This window comes from Celeribacter sp. PS-C1, from assembly GCF_019429625.1.
GTDB lineage: Bacteria > Pseudomonadota > Alphaproteobacteria > Rhodobacterales > Rhodobacteraceae > Celeribacter.
On sequence record NZ_JAHXRW010000002.1, the window covers coordinates 202945 to 218922 of the forward strand.

14 protein-coding genes and 2 tRNA genes are annotated in these 15978 nt (G+C 59.8%); 4 read left to right on the forward strand and 12 right to left on the reverse strand.

Annotated elements, in window-relative coordinates; genetic code table 11:
* Positions 1-33: 33 nt before the first annotated feature.
* A complete protein-coding gene (locus tag J5Y17_RS03615) occupies positions 34-507 on the reverse strand; it encodes a DUF2867 domain-containing protein (protein ID WP_219783841.1) in 474 nt (157 codons plus the stop codon).
* Positions 508-596: 89 nt separating this feature from the next.
* Positions 597-1319, reverse strand: a complete 723-nt coding sequence (hisA, locus tag J5Y17_RS03620) for a 1-(5-phosphoribosyl)-5-[(5-phosphoribosylamino)methylideneamino]imidazole-4-carboxamide isomerase (RefSeq protein ID WP_219783842.1) — start codon at positions 1317-1319, stop codon at positions 597-599.
* A gap of 155 nt (positions 1320-1474) precedes the next feature.
* Between hisA and J5Y17_RS03625 the strand changes: the two genes are divergently transcribed.
* Entirely contained in the window at positions 1475-1858 is a 384-nt protein-coding gene (locus J5Y17_RS03625) for a DUF2147 domain-containing protein (RefSeq protein ID WP_219783843.1), read from the forward strand.
* Positions 1859-1941: 83 nt separating this feature from the next.
* On the opposite strand, the gene hisH is transcribed toward J5Y17_RS03625, so the two are convergent.
* The 3 genes from hisH to J5Y17_RS03640 all read right to left on the reverse strand — a co-directional run bounded on the left by hisH (position 1942) and on the right by J5Y17_RS03640 (position 5090).
* Entirely contained in the window at positions 1942-2580 is a 639-nt protein-coding gene (hisH, locus tag J5Y17_RS03630) for an imidazole glycerol phosphate synthase subunit HisH (RefSeq protein ID WP_219783844.1), read from the reverse strand.
* A 21-nt stretch (positions 2581-2601) separates the two neighbouring features.
* Entirely contained in the window at positions 2602-3189 is a 588-nt protein-coding gene (gene hisB, locus J5Y17_RS03635) for an imidazoleglycerol-phosphate dehydratase HisB (RefSeq protein ID WP_219783845.1), read from the reverse strand.
* Between the two features lie 89 nt (positions 3190-3278).
* The gene (locus tag J5Y17_RS03640; protein WP_219783846.1) at positions 3279-5090 is read right to left on the reverse strand and encodes a hypothetical protein; all 1812 of its coding nucleotides are present in this window, start codon (positions 5088-5090) and stop codon (positions 3279-3281) included.
* Positions 5091-5353: 263 nt separating this feature from the next.
* On the opposite strand from J5Y17_RS03640, the gene J5Y17_RS03645 reads away from it, so the two are divergent.
* On the forward strand, positions 5354-5938 hold the full coding sequence (locus J5Y17_RS03645; RefSeq protein ID WP_219783847.1) for a hypothetical protein: 585 nt from the start codon (positions 5354-5356) through the stop codon (positions 5936-5938).
* A gap of 95 nt (positions 5939-6033) precedes the next feature.
* Here J5Y17_RS03645 and J5Y17_RS03650 read toward each other — a convergent pair.
* The 4 genes from J5Y17_RS03650 to J5Y17_RS03665 all read right to left on the reverse strand — a co-directional run bounded on the left by J5Y17_RS03650 (position 6034) and on the right by J5Y17_RS03665 (position 7522).
* A tRNA-Gly gene (locus tag J5Y17_RS03650) sits at positions 6034-6108 on the reverse strand.
* A gap of 114 nt (positions 6109-6222) precedes the next feature.
* Positions 6223-6297: transfer RNA gene (locus J5Y17_RS03655), tRNA-Gly, on the reverse strand.
* Positions 6298-6444: 147 nt separating this feature from the next.
* A complete protein-coding gene (locus tag J5Y17_RS03660) occupies positions 6445-6831 on the reverse strand; it encodes an MAPEG family protein (RefSeq protein ID WP_219783848.1) in 387 nt (128 codons plus the stop codon).
* Between the two features lie 145 nt (positions 6832-6976).
* Positions 6977-7522: a helix-turn-helix domain-containing protein gene (locus tag J5Y17_RS03665; RefSeq protein WP_255571838.1), complete on the reverse strand. Its 546-nt coding sequence runs from the start codon at positions 7520-7522 to the stop codon at positions 6977-6979.
* A 112-nt stretch (positions 7523-7634) separates the two neighbouring features.
* Between J5Y17_RS03665 and J5Y17_RS03670 the strand changes: the two genes are divergently transcribed.
* Positions 7635-8795 carry a benzoate/H(+) symporter BenE family transporter gene (locus J5Y17_RS03670; protein WP_219784088.1) on the forward strand — a complete coding sequence of 387 codons (1161 nt, stop codon included), beginning with the start codon at positions 7635-7637 and terminating at the stop codon, positions 8793-8795.
* A gap of 45 nt (positions 8796-8840) precedes the next feature.
* On the opposite strand, the gene J5Y17_RS03675 is transcribed toward J5Y17_RS03670, so the two are convergent.
* The 3 genes from J5Y17_RS03675 to J5Y17_RS03685 all read right to left on the reverse strand — a co-directional run bounded on the left by J5Y17_RS03675 (position 8841) and on the right by J5Y17_RS03685 (position 15145).
* Positions 8841-9584 carry an outer membrane protein gene (locus tag J5Y17_RS03675; protein WP_219783849.1) on the reverse strand — a complete coding sequence of 248 codons (744 nt, stop codon included), beginning with the start codon at positions 9582-9584 and terminating at the stop codon, positions 8841-8843.
* Positions 9585-9900: 316 nt separating this feature from the next.
* Entirely contained in the window at positions 9901-13344 is a 3444-nt protein-coding gene (locus J5Y17_RS03680) for a pyruvate carboxylase (protein WP_219783850.1), read from the reverse strand.
* A 250-nt stretch (positions 13345-13594) separates the two neighbouring features.
* Positions 13595-15145 carry an MDR family MFS transporter gene (locus J5Y17_RS03685; RefSeq protein ID WP_219783851.1) on the reverse strand — a complete coding sequence of 517 codons (1551 nt, stop codon included), beginning with the start codon at positions 15143-15145 and terminating at the stop codon, positions 13595-13597.
* A gap of 160 nt (positions 15146-15305) precedes the next feature.
* Between J5Y17_RS03685 and J5Y17_RS03690 the strand changes: the two genes are divergently transcribed.
* Positions 15306-15923, forward strand: a complete 618-nt coding sequence (locus tag J5Y17_RS03690; RefSeq protein ID WP_219783852.1) for a MarR family winged helix-turn-helix transcriptional regulator — start codon at positions 15306-15308, stop codon at positions 15921-15923.
* Positions 15924-15978: the final 55 nt, after the last annotated feature.

Genomic DNA, 15978 nt, shown 5'->3' on the forward strand with positions numbered 1-15978 from the left:
AGTCTTTAAAGTGCGAGGGGGCCGGATGCAACGTCAGGCGCCGTGATTTCCATGCGCATTTCCACGAGCGATCCGGCGCATGGCGTCCCTCACGATCAGCACGTGAAAGGGTTTGACGATCATCAGATACGCTCGCCCCAGAGCGTTGTTGCGATGCACCCATGTCGCCATATGGATGCGGCCTGCGTCCTGACGGATGCAAATGCGGAAATTCAGATGGGTGTCGTCGGTGCCGATGATCAACTCATCCGCGCCTTCGTATTCCACCGGAAAAATCGCGCCGTCACCGCTGGCGGCGGTTTCCGTTTTCAGGCCGAGGGGTTTCACGATCCGGTTGCGCAGGTTCAGAAGTGCGTCGGCCCAGCCGGGCATGGTTAGGCCGATGTTCGCCGCATCTCTTGGGGACAGCGCACTGTTGACCGCGTAGCCGTCGATGAAGTCGCCGCTTCGGACCTTCGCCCAGAGCCGCGAAGTGGAGGGGAGGGGAGCATGCTGAACCTGTGACATTGGAACCCTTTACGCCATGTTAAACGTGTTCACTTAACGGCGAACCATGGCGTTAGGAAAGGGACAGCTTGACGCAGGGGGAGGGGGCCTCAGGCCTTCATCACCTTAAGCGCCTCTTTCAAATCAATCGCCCCATCGTAGAGCGCACGGCCGGAGATGGCTCCATTGAGCGGAGCGCCACAAGCCTTGAGGTTTTCGAGATCGGCAATTGAGGACACGCCGCCGCTCGCAATCACGGGGATCGACACGGCATTGGCCAGCGCTGCGGTTTCCTCGATGTTCGGGCCTTGCATGGCGCCGTCGCGGTTGATGTCGGTGTAGATGATCGCTGAGACGCCTGCGTCCTCGAAAGATTTGGCGAGGTCCGTGGCGTTCACGTTGGTTTCTTCGGCCCAGCCCTTGGTTGCCACCATGCCTTTGCGCGCGTCGATGCCGACGGCGACGTGACCGGGGAAGGCACGCGCCGCTTCACGCACCAGATCGGGGTTTTCGACGGCCACGGTGCCGAGAATCACACGTTCTAGGCCTTTGGACAGCCACATCTCGATCGTCGCCATGTCGCGAATGCCGCCACCCAACTGCGCGGGCACTTTGCATTGCTTGAGAATCTCTTCCACAGGCGCTGCGTTCACCGGTTCGCCGGCAAAAGCGCCGTTCAGATCAACAAGATGCAGCCACTCGCAGCCCGCTTCGACAAACTCCAAAGCCTGCGCGGCCGGGTTCTCGTTGAACACGGTCGCTTTCTCCATCTCGCCTTTGTAAAGCCGCACGGCGTTGCCGTCTTTGAGGTCGATGGCGGGATAGAGGATCATGGCGCGGGGCTCCTGTCGTGAAATCGTTGCGATCCCTTTGGCATGATTGCGCGGGAATTGCAAAACCCGCTTTGAGGAGGATGTGCCGCTGCGTTAATCTTGCCTCAAAGCGCCGATCCCGCTCAGGGTAGGGCCATATTTTGGGAGGATATAGAATGAAACATGTGATGTTCGCGGCGATTGCCGCGCTGGGTCTCGCCGCGCCCGCGTTTGCTGACCCGGTCGAAGGCATCTGGCAGACTCAGGTCGATGACGGCGCCTATGCGCATATCACCATCGCCCCCTGTGGCGACAAGATTTGCGGCACGATCAGCCGGACCTTCAACGACAGCGGCGAGTATAACTCCGCCAACAAGGGCAAGCCAATCGTCTGGGACATGGTCGCGCAGGGCGGCGGCGGCTATAAGAGCGGCAAGATCTGGCAGCCCTCAACGGGAAAGGTTTACAACTCGAAAATGGCGCTCTCCGGCAACACGCTCAAGGTCTCCGGCTGCGTCGGTCCGATCTGCAAAGGTCAGACATGGAGCCGGGTGCAGTAAGCACTTTCCGTTTCCATCAAAATAAAAGGGGCCTCAAACGGGCCCCTTTTTCACGTCTTCTTCGTGGCAAAAATACTCAAATCCTACGGTGCCCAGCCGAGGAAGTTCGACACGATGCGCAGCCCCGCGCGCTGGCTTTTCTCCGGGTGGAATTGCATACCGATCATATTGTCGCGCGCAACGATGGCGGTGACGTCCTCGCCGTAATCCACATGCGCGAGACGGTGCGCCGGGTTTGCGACCTTGAAATGGTAGGAATGTACGAAATAGGCATGATCGCCACTCGAAATGCCATCCAAAACCGGGTGTGTGTTCGATATGTGCAAGTCGTTCCAACCCATGTGAGGCACTTTCAGGGCCGGATCCGAGGGTGCGATCTTTACGACTTCACCGCCGATCCAGTCGAAGCCCTCAGTTTCTTCATACTCAAGGCCACGGGTCGCCAGCATCTGCATGCCGATGCAAATGCCCATGAACGGACGGCCCTTTTCCGTGACGGCCTCAGAGATCGCCTCGAACAGGCCAGTGTAGTCGAACAGCTGCTTCTTGCAGGCTGGAAAGGCGCCGTCGCCCGGCAATACGATGCGGTCGGCTTTGGCCACGACATCGGGTTCCGAGGTCACCACGATGGTGCCGGAGCCGTTCTCGCGCGCCATACGCTCAAACGCTTTATGGGCGGAGTGCAGGTTTCCGCTGTCGTAATCGACGAGTGCTGTCAGCATGTCAGTCTCTCTTCAAAGCCTTTAAAGCGCGCCCTTGGTCGACGGCAGGCTGTCGGCCATGCGCGGGTCGATCTCAAGCGCCATACGCAGCGCGCGGGCGACGGATTTGAACGCGGCCTCGGCGATGTGGTGGGAATTTATCCCATGCACCTTGTCGATGTGCAGCGTGATGCCGCCGTGCGTCGAAAGCGCCTGAAAGAATTCGCGCACCAACTCAGTGTCAAACGCGCCGATCTTGTCGGTCGGGAAGTCGACATTCCACACGAGAAACGGCCGCGCCGAGAGATCGAGCGCGCAGGCCACCTGCGTGTCGTCCATGGCGAGTGCGAAGTGGCCGTAGCGGTAGATGCCTTTCTTGTCGCCCACCGCCTTGACCAGAGCCTGACCGATGGCGATGCCGGTGTCCTCGACCGTGTGGTGGTCGTCGATGTGATAATCCCCCTTGGCGCGGATCGTCATGTCGATGAGGGAATGGCGCGACAGTTGGTCGAGCATGTGGTCGAAAAAGCCCACGCCCGTCTGGTTGTCGTATTTGCCGGTCCCGTCGAGGTTGATCTCGACCGTGATCTCGGTTTCCGCGGTCACGCGGGTGATGCTCGCCTTGCGCATGGAGGCCTCTTGGTTCTGGGTGCTGCGCCCTTATAGGCGCGGGGGCGGGGATTTGTCGAGAAAGCAGTCGCGCCCCATATCACGCAGCCTCACGGCAGGAAGTTGTAATAGACGGGATAGAGCGCCCCTGATGTGTTGCGTTTCGTGCCGGCCACATGGAGCTTTTCGTCATCGGCAAAGACGATGTCGCTAATTTCCACACCGTCGAAGGTGACATGGGCGTAGGGCAGCCCTTCCGAATCGACAAAGGCGATGGCGCTATAGCGGCTGGAGTTGCCCCAGTTCCGGATCAAAAGCGCAAAGCGGTCGCCTGTGGTCAGGACGGCCTCCGTGACTTGGGCACCATCAGAGGCGTCGATGTCGTCGCGTGCCAGAAAGACCGTGCGTTCGCGTTGCTGACTGTCGTCTGCCCTGCCGCGGGTCCAGGTGTAAAAGGCATCGCCGGAATAGCTGCCGTCGGTCTGACGCTGGCCCTTGAGGCCCGCCAGAGAGCCCGCCACCAGATGGGTGTCGTCCTCGCCAAGTGCGAAGGCGGAGGTGATCATGCCGCGTTTCTCTCGGTCTGCCTGATCGTAGTCTTCCGCCGAGGCGTCATCCATGAGTGATAGCGCGTCACGCCATTCCGTCCAGCCCTCACGGTAGTCATAGCCGCCGTCTGCGCGGTCATAGGTCTCTTTGACCCAGTGGCTGACGGGATCCGTGATCGTGCCGCCGCCGTCCTGCATCCCTCCGGCCATCATAGTCAGGCTCCAGTCGGGGTCGAGGCGCAGCGAGAGGGTCGAAAGCTCGCGCCTCGGCTGGCCCTCGGGGGTGTCGTCAAACGTGTAGCCGCTCCAATACCCGGAAATCCCGTCGAACATCACGACTTCTTTCTCTTCCGTGGTGCCGAAATATGTCATTTCGCCCGACGCGAGCCATGCGACGGCGGCGCCTGAGCGGGCTGTGGCGAGGATGAATCGGTCCTCATTGATGTCGACACGGTCCTTCATTTCACCGTCTTTATTGACGTAGTAGACATAGGGAAAAAGGCCCATCTCCTCAACGGCGGCGAAAGCAGCGTATGATACGCCGCTCCCCATCGCATCCATCAGCACATGGGCACTTTTGACCGTGGTCTCCGTGCGCGCAGGCGTGCTGTAGCTGTTGGCGGTGGTGTCAAAACGGGTGACAAAGCCATGGTTCTCGTCATCGATCCCTGCGAAGAACACATTGCCGTGCCCTGTGGTGTCGAGGCTGGTGAAGCGGACACCCTCGAAGGGGGTGAAGGTGATGGCGGTCTCGGCGCGCCGTTCGGGCGTGTTGAGCCAGGCCAGATCGGAGGAGGCAGGGAAATTGCGGCCTCTAGGGTCGAAATCCGCGATCCAGACATAGGCGCCGGTGGCGATCATGCCGATCATGCTCAGCGCGAGGAAGCGGTCCTTCATGGTCCAGCCGTTTGTCTTTGAGGTTGTTTGGGGGGCTGCGTCTGTGGCCGGTGCGGTCTTTTTGCGTTTCCGCTTTTGCTTCGTTTCCGGCTCGGTCTGCGGCTCTGCCTGCTGCTGAGGTTTGGGCTTCGGGTTTGCCTTTGCTTTCGGTTTGGCTGCGCCTTCATCGGCTTTCGAACCGGAGGCCGCGTCCGCACCTGAAGCCGCGCCTGCGGCGCTCGCGGTGGCCTTTGCGTCCTCGAAGGTCTCAATTACCAAAAGCATCTGGCGTCGTTCGAGAATGGTATCGACCGGCGGGATCTGGATCACGCGCCCGGTTTCGCCCGCTTTGATGCCGATGCGCTTGCCTGTGGCTGTTTCCGCCACAAGGACCCGTGTCTCCGCCTCGACCATCGCGCCGATCGTGGTCAGTACCTCCTTGACGCGAATAGGATAGAGCTGTGCCGCATTCGGCGACATAACGGTTTTGATGGCCATTCTGGGGAAACCTGTTCTCTAAAGTGGTGAAACTGTTGGTGTTTAAAATGCGGGGCATCGTTATGCGGCGCAGTTTTCTGCATGGGTGCCCGAGGGTCAAGCGCGTGGTCAAGGTAATGCGAAAAGTTATTAACAAAATTGCAGGGTTGGAAGGCGCGGCGTGCGCGAAAATCAAGCAGGCTTGGAGCTTTCAGAGGCGCGTTTAGGCTTTGTTAAGGATTTTTTGAGACTCTGTTTACCATACCCTGAAGAGGAGATCGGCCTTGCGGATGCTCATGTTCCATGATGATCGGAAGGCCGTCGCGCGTTGGACTGAGGCTTTCGCGGCGCGCGGGCATGAGGTGCATCGCGCCTTCAAAGCTGAGGTAGCGATGACTTACCTGCGGGACCTGCGCTTTGAACTGCTGATTTTCGATCTGCTCGTGGATGGGGGCAGCGGCCTCGCCGTTGCGTTGACTGCGGAATTCCATCAGCCGGAGATCACTTCGATCCTCGTGGCTGGTCCAAGCGGGTCCGCGATGGACAAGAGTTTTCATGCCGAAACGCTATTCTCTCGCCTCTCGACGCTGCGCTATGTGATGGGAAGTGAGACGCCCGCAGATGATATGGTCGCAATTGCCGAGGCCTTCATCACTGAGAGCGGCAAGAATTGCTATGAATTGGCACGCAAGACGAAGGAGGTCTGTATCGGGTGCGATTTTCTGACGGATTGCGCCCAGGTCGAGTCCGAAGCGCGTGCGAGGGCTGATGTGGAGCAGATTGCGCAGGAGCCATCCTTTGCGGACAGACGTGTTGCGTCTTTTGGAGAGACAGGTCCTGTCTTTGTCTCGAAACGTTCTGACCAATAGGGGCTGCGCAGTTTGTGCGATCCCGGGGGCAACGACTGGTTTCGGCCGCATGATGCGGCGGAAACAAGTCATTCAGAACATTTCCTGAGAGAAATTGGAGCGGGCGAGGCGATTCGAACGCCCGACCCTAACCTTGGCAAGGTTATGCTCTACCCCTGAGCTACGCCCGCTCGCGTCCAGCCTGTGCGTCGGCTCGGTTACGTGAGGCGGCTGGGTGTGCCGTCTCAACCCTAAATCCTCCTTGGGGATGGCCATGCGATGTCTCGCGTGACCGGGAGGATATTTGGAGCGGGCGAGGCGATTCGAACGCCCGACCCTAACCTTGGCAAGGTTATGCTCTACCCCTGAGCTACGCCCGCTTCCTTGGGTGAGGCGTGAGATATGAAATCCCGCTCCGGGCTGCAAGAGGAAAAATGGATTTGTCGCAATTTTTTCTTCGAAGGCGCTGGCCAGAGGCCAAAAGCTGACGCCAAAGGTGAGGGGGAGGGGGTGCTCCTCCCCTAAGTTTAAAAGAGCGCCATGCCGATATCGGCGAGAGACAGGACCAGCAGCAAAGCGAAAGTGGAGAGGATGCCATATTTACGGCCCCATTCTTTGTCGCCGCCCTGCATGCCGTAGGCGTGCAGCCCGCGTGAGACGATCAGCGTGATTCCGGCGAGGTGCACCAAGAGCGTTGGCGCGCCTTGGGCCTCGAACCCCGCGATCAGCACGAGGGTCAGCGGCGCGTATTCGTTGAAATTGCCATGCGCGCGAATCCGGCGGTTGAGTGTGTCGTCGCCGCCGTCGCCGAGGCCTTGGCCGATGTGAAGGCGTTGTTTGATCACATAGATCGAGAGGTAAAGGTATAGGAGGCCAGCAAGGCCCGCGTAAAAGGCAGTCAATGTCAGGGTCATGATGTGAGTCTTTTGTTGGGGAAGGCGTGCGGATCGCGCACCGGTTCTAAAAGAAACATATTCAAAAATCATTGTTTGATGCCGCACACACCATGCGCATTTGATCCGATGCGACCTGACGCCGCGTCGGGATGCCTGACACGCTTCAGACGCGCGGATAATGCATCGTGTTGTGGAACCGAGTCGGCGTATCGGTCGGATTGCGGTAGCTGTGCGGCTGATCTGCCGCAAAACGCACCGCGGCACCCGCGCTATAGCGCGTCCATGTGCTGTTCTGTGTGTCGCCCAGTTGCAGTTCAAGTGAGCCTTCGGTGACGAAAATATCCTCGACCACGCCCGCGTCATGGGGATGCGAGATATGGGTTTGACCGGGGGAGAGTGTGATCAGGAAGCTCTCTGAGCCCAATGTGGCATCAAAGGCAAAGAGCGTGCGAAAGCGGATGCTTTCGGGGAAGTTGACCGCCGGGGGTGTTGTCGCAGCCCCCTCGAGAAAGGCGGTCAGCGGCAGGTGAAAGCCCTTCGCCAGCTTCCAAAGCGTCACCAAGGTGGGGGAGGATTCACCGCGTTCGATCTGGCCCAGCATGGCTTTGCTGACGCCAGTGATCTCGGCAGCTTGGGCCAGACTTAGACCGGCCTCGGTGCGAATAGCCTTGAGGGCGATCTTGGGCATCTGCGCCGTCTCGGTTTGCATCACCTGTCCTCAATTCCACTCTTGTGCGCTATAGCGCCCGTGCGTTATAGCGGTCATGGCCGTTATAGCGCACATTTCGACCGGTTCAAATCTTTCCTTTCAGAGAGGCCCCATAATGTTCGGTCTGAAACTCTCCCATCTCGTTGCGGGCGCCGTCGCCGTTCTTCTGGGCTACACCAGCAGCGTTGCGATCATCTTTCAGGCCATCGACGTCCTGGGCGCGACACAGGCGCAGGCGAACAGTTGGATGCTGGCGCTGGGCCTCGGTATGGGGCTCAGCGGGCTCATCCTGTCGCTGCGCTACAAAATGCCGATCCTCACCGCTTGGTCGACACCCGGCGCGGCGCTTTTGGTCATCAGTCTCGACGGCGTGCCGATGGGGCAGGCAATCGGGGCCTTTGTCTTCTGTGCCGTGCTTTTGACCCTCACCGGCCTCACCGGCTGGTTCGAGAAGCTGTCGCATCTGATCCCTGACGCGCTGGGAAATGCGATGCTGGCGGGGATTCTGTTTCGCTTCGGCTTGGAGATTTTCACCTCGATGGAGGACAATCTCGTCCTCGTGGCTCTGATGTGTGCGACCTATCTGGCCGGGCGTCGGTTCTTTGCCCGCTTCTCAATCCCCATGGTCCTGCTCGTCGGTATCGTGTTTTGCGCCCTCACAGGCGCCTTTGACACCACCCAGCATGTGAATTTCGAGATCGCTAAGCCAGTCTTTGTCATGCCCGAATTCACTCTTGCCACGCTGATCGGCATCGGTCTGCCGCTTTATATTGTCACCATGACCTCTCAAAACGTCCCCGGTGTCGTCACCCTCAAGGCTGCGGGATATGAGCCGCCCGTCTCCTCTGCGATCACCGTCACGGGCCTCACCTCGCTGATCCTCGCGCCCTTCGGAGGCTACGCCTTTAACCTTGCCGCGATCACGGCGGCGATCTGTGCGGGGCCAGAGGCCGACGAAAATCCTGCGACTCGCTACAAGGCGGTCGTCGTCGCGGCTGTGCTCTATTCCATCGTCGGACTTTTGGGTGCTGCGGTGATCAGTCTCTTCGTGATCGCGCCAAAAGCTCTGGTGGTGACGGTTGCGGGGCTGGCGCTTTTGAACACCATCGCGGCGAGCCTTACAGGCGCGCTCAAGGATCCGGCGCAGCGTGAGGCGGGGCTTGTGACCTTTATGACCACAGTGTCGGGGATCAGCTTCTTTGGCATTGGTGCGCCGCTTTGGGCGCTGGTGTTTGGCGGGCTGACCTCTTTGGCACTCACACGCAAAGCATGAAAAAGGGCGCCAGAAGGCGCCCCTCTCAAAGACCTGAGTGACGGCTCAGAAGTGATAGTTCACGCCGAAACGCAGAACGCTGGCCTCGATATCGGTCGGGCCGCAGGGTGCGCCACAGGGGTCGTTGTCGGCCGGGACAAGTTCCTCTTTCTCAAAGAAATGCAGGGCTTCGAGTTTGAGAGAAATTTTCTCTGATGCCATATATTCCACACCTAGACCAATCACCGGGGTGACGATGATGTCTTTGTTCAACGTTGCCGGGTCGTAATCCGGGAAACCGACCTCGACCTGCATCGCGCCGACGCCTGCGGTGGCGTAGGGAAGCCATTTGTCCAACGCGTAGCCGACGCGTCCCCGAAGCGTTGCTATGGCTAGAATGTCGGTCTGACAGTTGCCGCCACAGCCATACCCCGAGGAATCAGGAGCGGAGCCATCCGCGTTCGCTTTCGAAATATCTGCCTCCACACCGTATACCAGAGGCCCGTTTTGCCAGTTGTAGCCGCCAGTCAGACCGAAGACATTTCCCTCGGGCTCCGGCTCGGGCAGGTCAAAGTCCTGTGGATTTCCTTCGCAGGTTTCGGATGCGCCCTCTTGGCAGAACAGCGAAGATCCGGACAGATAGCCTGCCGTTGCGCCGGCATAGAAACCGGACCAGTCGACCGCGCTGGGCGTCACGACTTCGACGGCGGAGTCCTCGATGGCCGGTGCCAAGGAGCCAGCAAAAGCCGTTTGAGCCGAGAGCAGGCCAGCTGCGATCAGAAGTGCATTGGATTTAAGTTTGAGAGTCATTGTATCACCATCCCCATGTTGATTAACGTTACGTTAATCTTTGCTCGCAGATCAGTCATCAAGAATTTGTGAGTGGTGTTCCGGGTAGCGCTGGTGATGAGTCTTTTGGGTAACACCAGTGAAAAAGGGCGTCGCCGGGCGCCCCGCTAACGGGTCCTAAGAAAACCTCCAAAGTGATCGTGCACGCTGAACCGTACAGAGTGTGCATCGTGTTCCGATGCATGGAGGGCGCGCGATCTGTGTCGGGGGCAGCACAGCTACGGGCATCGGCCTTAAGTCGAAAGGCGCCCGGGTGGGGCGCCTTTCTCAGTTTGGGTTATTCGAATTCGACCAGCAAATCCTTGGCGTCGATCTGAGCGCCGGGGGTGACGTGTGCCGCTTTGATCGTGCCGTCTTGATCGGCGGTGATCGAAGTTTCCATCTTCATCGCCTCAATGGTCAAAAGCACATCGCCCTTTTTAACCGACTGGCCCGCGACCACGGCGACCGTGGCGACGACGCCCGGCATCGGCGCACCGACGTGTTTTGGATTGCCCAGCTCGGCCTTGGCGTTCGCCACCACCGAAGAGGCGGCGGAGCGGTCTTTGACGCGCACGGTGCGCGGCTGACCGTTCAGCTCGAAGAAGACTTTGACCTCGCCCATCTCGTTGGGCTCCGACACCGCCTGACAGCGGATTTCAAGCGTCACACCCGGATCGATCGATGCAGAGATTTCCTCACCGGTTTCCATCCCGTAGAAGAAGTTCCGGGTCGGAAGTGTGCGCACCGGCCCGTATTGCTCGTGGCGGGTGACGTAATCGGTGAAGACCTTCGGATACATCAGGTAGCCGTTGAAATCCTCGTCGTCGAACTCTTCATCCGGGAATTTCTCAGCAAGCTCAGCGCGCAGCGCCGCAAAATCAGCGGGCGGCAGGTGTTTGCCGGGGCGTTCGGTGTTGGGTTTTTCCTTGCCCAGCACCTTTTTGATGATCGCATCGGGGAAACCTCCCGGCGGCTGGCCGAGGTTGCCGCGCATCATATCGACAACGCTGTCCGGGAAGGCCACATCGTGTTTCGGGTCCTCGACCTGATCGCGGGTGAGGCCTTGGGAGACCATCATCAGAGCCATGTCGCCGACCACTTTCGAGGAGGGCGTCACTTTTACGATGTCGCCGAACATCATGTTCACATCGGCATAAGACTGCGCCACCTCATGCCAGCGCTCTTCGAGGCCCAGAGAGCGGGCCTGCGCCTTGAGGTTGGTGAACTGACCGCCGGGCATCTCGTGCAGGTAAACCTCGGAAGCAGGGGCCGCGAGGCCGCTCTCGAAGGCTTTGTACTGACCGCGCACGGCTTCCCAGTAGTTCGACATCTCGCGGATCGCCGCGATGTCGAGGCCGGTATCGCGCTCGGTGAAACGCGTGGCCTCAACAATGGAGCCCAAGCACGCCTGAGACGTGCCGCCAGAGAAAGCGTCCATTGCCGCATCCACCGCATCCACGCCCGCGTCAGCGGCGGCGAGGATGGTGGCGGCAGCGGCGCCAGAGGTGTCATGGGTGTGGAAGTGGATCGGCAAGCCGACCTCTTCTTTCAGCGCCTTGACCAACTGACGCGCCTGCGCAGGTTTCAACAGGCCCGCCATGTCCTTGAGCCCAAGCACATGCGCGCCGGCGGCTTTCAGGTCCTGACCCATTTTGACGTAGTACTTCAGGTCGTATTTCGAGCGTGCCGGATCGAACAGGTCACCAGTGTAGCAGATCGTGCCTTCACAGACCTTGCCGCTCTCGATCACCGCGTCCATCGCAACGCGCATGTTCTCGACCCAGTTGAGGCTGTCGAAGACACGGAACACATCGACACCGGTCTCGGCGGCCTGACGCACGAATTCCTGCACCACGTTGTCCGGGTAGTTGGTGTAGCCGACGCCGTTCGAGGCGCGCAGAAGCATCTGCGTCATGATGTTGGGCATGCGCTCGCGAATGTCGCGCAGTCGCTGCCACGGGCATTCCTGCAAGAAGCGGTAAGCCACGTCAAAGGTCGCGCCACCCCAGCATTCCACCGAGAACAGGCTCGACAGGTTGGCCGCATAGGCCGGCGCCGCGTTGATCATGTCGATGGACCGCATGCGCGTCGCAAGCAGGGACTGGTGACCGTCGCGCATCGTGGTGTCGGTGATCAAAAGCTGTTTCTGTGCCAGCATCCAATCGGCCACCGCCTGCGCGCCTTCGTTCTCAAGCAACTGGCGCGTGCCAGCGGGTGCGGTTTCCACCTTGAGCTTCGGCACCACAGGTTTGCGCGCATCGGCGGCGGGTTTCGCGCGTCCGATTGTCTCCGGGTGGCCGTTCACCGTGATGTCGGCCAAATAGGTCAGGATTTTCGTCGCACGGTCGCGGCGCGGTTTGAAATCGAACAGCTCCGGCGTCGTGTCGATGAACTTCGTGGTGTATTCATTCGACAGGAAGGTCGGGTGTTTCAGCAGGTTTTCGACAAAGGCGATGTTGGTTTGAACGCCGCGGATGCGGAATTCGCGCAGCGCCCGGTCCATCCGTGCAATCGCGGCCTCGGGCGTGCGGGCCCAAGCGGTCACTTTCGTCAGCAAGCTGTCATAGTAGCGCGTAATCACCGCGCCCGAATAGGCGGTGCCACCATCGAGACGGATGCCCATGCCGGTCGCCGAACGATAGGTGGTGATGCGGCCATAGTCGGGAATGAAGTTGTTCGTCGGGTCCTCGGTCGTCACACGGGTTTGAAGCGCATGGCCGTCGAGTTTCACGTCATATTGGCTGGCCACTCCGGTGGCCTCGGTCAGGCTCTTGCCTTCGGCGATCAGGATCTGAGCGCGCACGATGTCGATGCCGGTGACCTCCTCGGTGACGGTGTGCTCCACCTGCACGCGGGGGTTTACCTCAATGAAATAGAATTTGCCGCTTTCCATATCCATCAGGAATTCGACGGTGCCGGCGCATTCGTAATTCACATGCTCACAGATGCGCTTGCCGAGCGTGCAGAGCTCTTCGCGCTGCGCGGGTGAGAGGAAGGGGGCAGGGGCGCGTTCCACGACTTTCTGGTTGCGGCGCTGCACCGAGCAATCGCGTTCGTAGAGGTGGTAGATGTTGCCATGCTGGTCACCAAGGATTTGCACCTCGACGTGACGCGCCTTGATGATCATCTTCTCGAGGTAGCCCTCGCCATTGCCAAAGGCGGCTTCGGCTTCGCGGCGGCCTTCTTTGACCTTTTCTTCAAGCTCTTCGACATTGTTGATCGGACGCATGCCGCGCCCGCCGCCGCCCCAAGAGGCCTTGAGCATCAGCGGAAAGCCGATCTCGGTGGCTTCCTTGCGGATCGCGTCGAAGTCGTCCCCCAAGACCTCTGTGGCCGGGATCACCGGCACGTCGGCCTCAATCGCCACTTTGCGCGCCGAGGCCTTGTCACCCAGCTGGCGCATGGTCTTGGCCTTCGGGCCGATAAAGGTGATGCCGGCCGCGGTGCAGGCGTCGACGAAATCGGGGTTCTCGGACAAAAGGCCGTAGCCCGGGTGGATCGCATCGGCGCCCGAGAGTTTGGCGACGCGAATGATCTCTTCGATCGACAGATAGGCCGCGACGGGCCCCATGCCTTCGCCGATCTTATAGGCTTCGTCCGCTTTGAAGCGGTGCAAAGAGAGCTTGTCCTCTTCGGCGTAAATGGCGACGGTGCGTTTCCCCATTTCATTCGCAGCACGCATCACGCGGATCGCAATTTCTCCCCGGTTCGCGATGAGCACTTTTTTGAAATCGGCCATGGCAAGCTTCCCCTCTTGCTGTTTTTCACATCAGGTTAGTGATTTCTGCACTGCAGTAAATCCCCTTACCCTGCCGGATTTGAGCATGGCAGAAGATTTGCGACGCCTAGCCGCGATTTTTGATGTGCGAGGGGCGGGAAATGGCCGGGTTTGCAATTTTTGCAGAAAAAAATGGGGGATTAGCAAAGGCCCGACCTGTGAGGATCGGGCCTTTGCAAAGCATTTCGAGAGGAATCATGCGTCTGGCTCGTCAGCCTTCCCGCGACCGAAGCGGGATTTCCCGCAAGAACACCGCCATGATCAACCCGACCAATGCGAGGGCGGCGGCGATCCAGTAGATCGGATGAAGGGCCGCGGAAATCGTCTGGCCGATCAGATCGCGGGTGGCCTCCGGCAGCTGCGCCAATATCTGCGGACCAAGCTCTGCGACATTTGCGAGGCCGCCTGCGGGGCCATCGACCGTGGCTTCGACATTCGCCTCGGCCATCATGGTCGCCATGCGGCTGGCAAAAAGCGCACCGAATAGCGCGACGGCGATGGATCCGCCGACCTGGCGGAACATCAGCCCCGCAGCGGTGGCGGTGCCAATCTGTTCACGCGGCACGGCGTTTTGCACGGCGGTGGTCACCACCGGGAAGATACAGCCCATGCCCATGCCAAGCCCCGCCAGCGACAGCCAGAGCGACCAGGAGTGCATCTCCGGCGACAACCGCGTCAGCGAGACTAGCGCCACCACGGCGATGCTGAGTCCGATCACCGGCAGGAGGCGATAGCGCCCGGTGCGGCTCATATATTGGCCTGAGATGGTCGAGGCGGTGAGAATGCCAAAGGTCATCGGGATCAGCTGCAATCCCGATTGCGTGGCACTCGCGCCCTTCGCCATTTGCAGGAACACGGGGATAAAGGTCAGCGCCCCGAACATCAGCGCACCGGAGACAAAAGAGATCGCCGAGGTGATGGTGAAGACATTCATCTTGAACAGGCTGATCGGGAGGATCGGCTCCGACGCCTTTTGCTCGATTGCGATGAAGCCAAGGGTTGAGATGAGAAACAGCGCCATCAGCGACAGGCCAATGGGGGAAGTGAGGCCGAATTCCTTGCCGCCCAGAGCGGTCAACAGCACGATGGACGAGAGCGACAGTGTGAGTGCCAGGGCGCCTGCGTAATCGACCTTGTGCTGCACCCGACAACCCAAAGGCTTGAAGCCAAAGACAAAGCCTGCGAGAGCCAGCGCGCCGAAGGGCAGGTTGATGTAGAAAATCCAGTGCCAAGACAGGGTGTCGACGAACCAGCCGCCCAAAAGAGGCCCAGCGACAGAGGAGACGCCGAAGACGCCAGCAAAGACGCCTTGGATGCGGCCCCGTTCCTTGGGCGGGATCACGTCACCGATGATCGATAGCGCCAGAACGAATAGGCCGCCACCGCCGAGGCCCTGAAGCGCGCGGGCGGCGATGAGAAAGCCCATTGAGTTCGCCAGACCACACAGAACAGAGCCGGACAGGAACAGTGTCACGGAAAAGATCACCACATTTCGCCGCCCGTAAAGGTCGCCGAGCTTGCCATAAAGCGGCGCGACAACGGTGGAGGCGAGGATATAGGCGGTGACCACCCAAGACAGATGCTCCAAACCGCCGAGATCGGCGACGATGGTCGGCAGTGCCGTGGAGACGATGGTCTGATCGAGCGCGGCCAACAACATGAGGACGGCGACGGAGCCGATCACCAGCCCGACGGAGGTATGCTCTTTGGGGCGTTCGGATGTGGCCTCATCGGGCCGGGGGGATGTGTGCGTTTGTGTCATAAGAACTCCTTTTTGCCCGTCCGTACTCCGGTACGTCGGGCGCGCCTCGGGCTGGGCGTTTTGGCGGACAGATAGCGCTAAATACATATATGTGTCAACGGCACATAAATGTTACTGTCACATAATTGACATTGGCACACATTCATGCGACCCCATCGCCATGACCCAAGATCACGCTCCAGATACGATGCCCCACCCTGACGATGCCCCGGCAAAACGCCCTGCTGACCCGCGCGTGCACGCCGGTGTGCCAGAGTTCTTGAGTGGGGAAGGTTTTTCCGATCCCGCCGTCATGGCGCTTCTCGATCTCGACCTGTCGCTGTTTCAATGGCGGCGCATGGCGGAAAAGGGCGAATTCAAGGGCAAGGTGATCGCGGGCATGTCCGAGGCGCTGGAACCCGCGCTGTTGCAGGGGCTCTTGTCCGTCGCGCAAATCTCCGCTGGTCTCGGGCGCGACCGCCCAGAGCCGCCGACCATCGGCATGGTGGCCGAGGTCATGGCCGTCGATCCGTCGCGTGCCTCGCGCATCGTCTCCGAACTGGTCTCGCGCGGCTATCTGGCTCGACAAGCAGTGCAGGAAGACGCGCGCAAATCGGTTCTGGTCATGACGCCGAAATCGAAAACCCTTTTGGGCGAATTCACCCTGTCGAAATGGCGCATCATGGCGCAGGTCTTCGCGGGCTGGTCGGGTGACGACATCTCCGACTTCTCGCGGCTCTTCGCGCGCTATGTGTCGGGGCTGGTTGAGGCTGTCTCTGAGCCTTCTGAGAAACCTTGATTTGGCATTTTTCTGCGCAATGCGTGTGAGAACAATAGAAGAACGCACTTTTCCT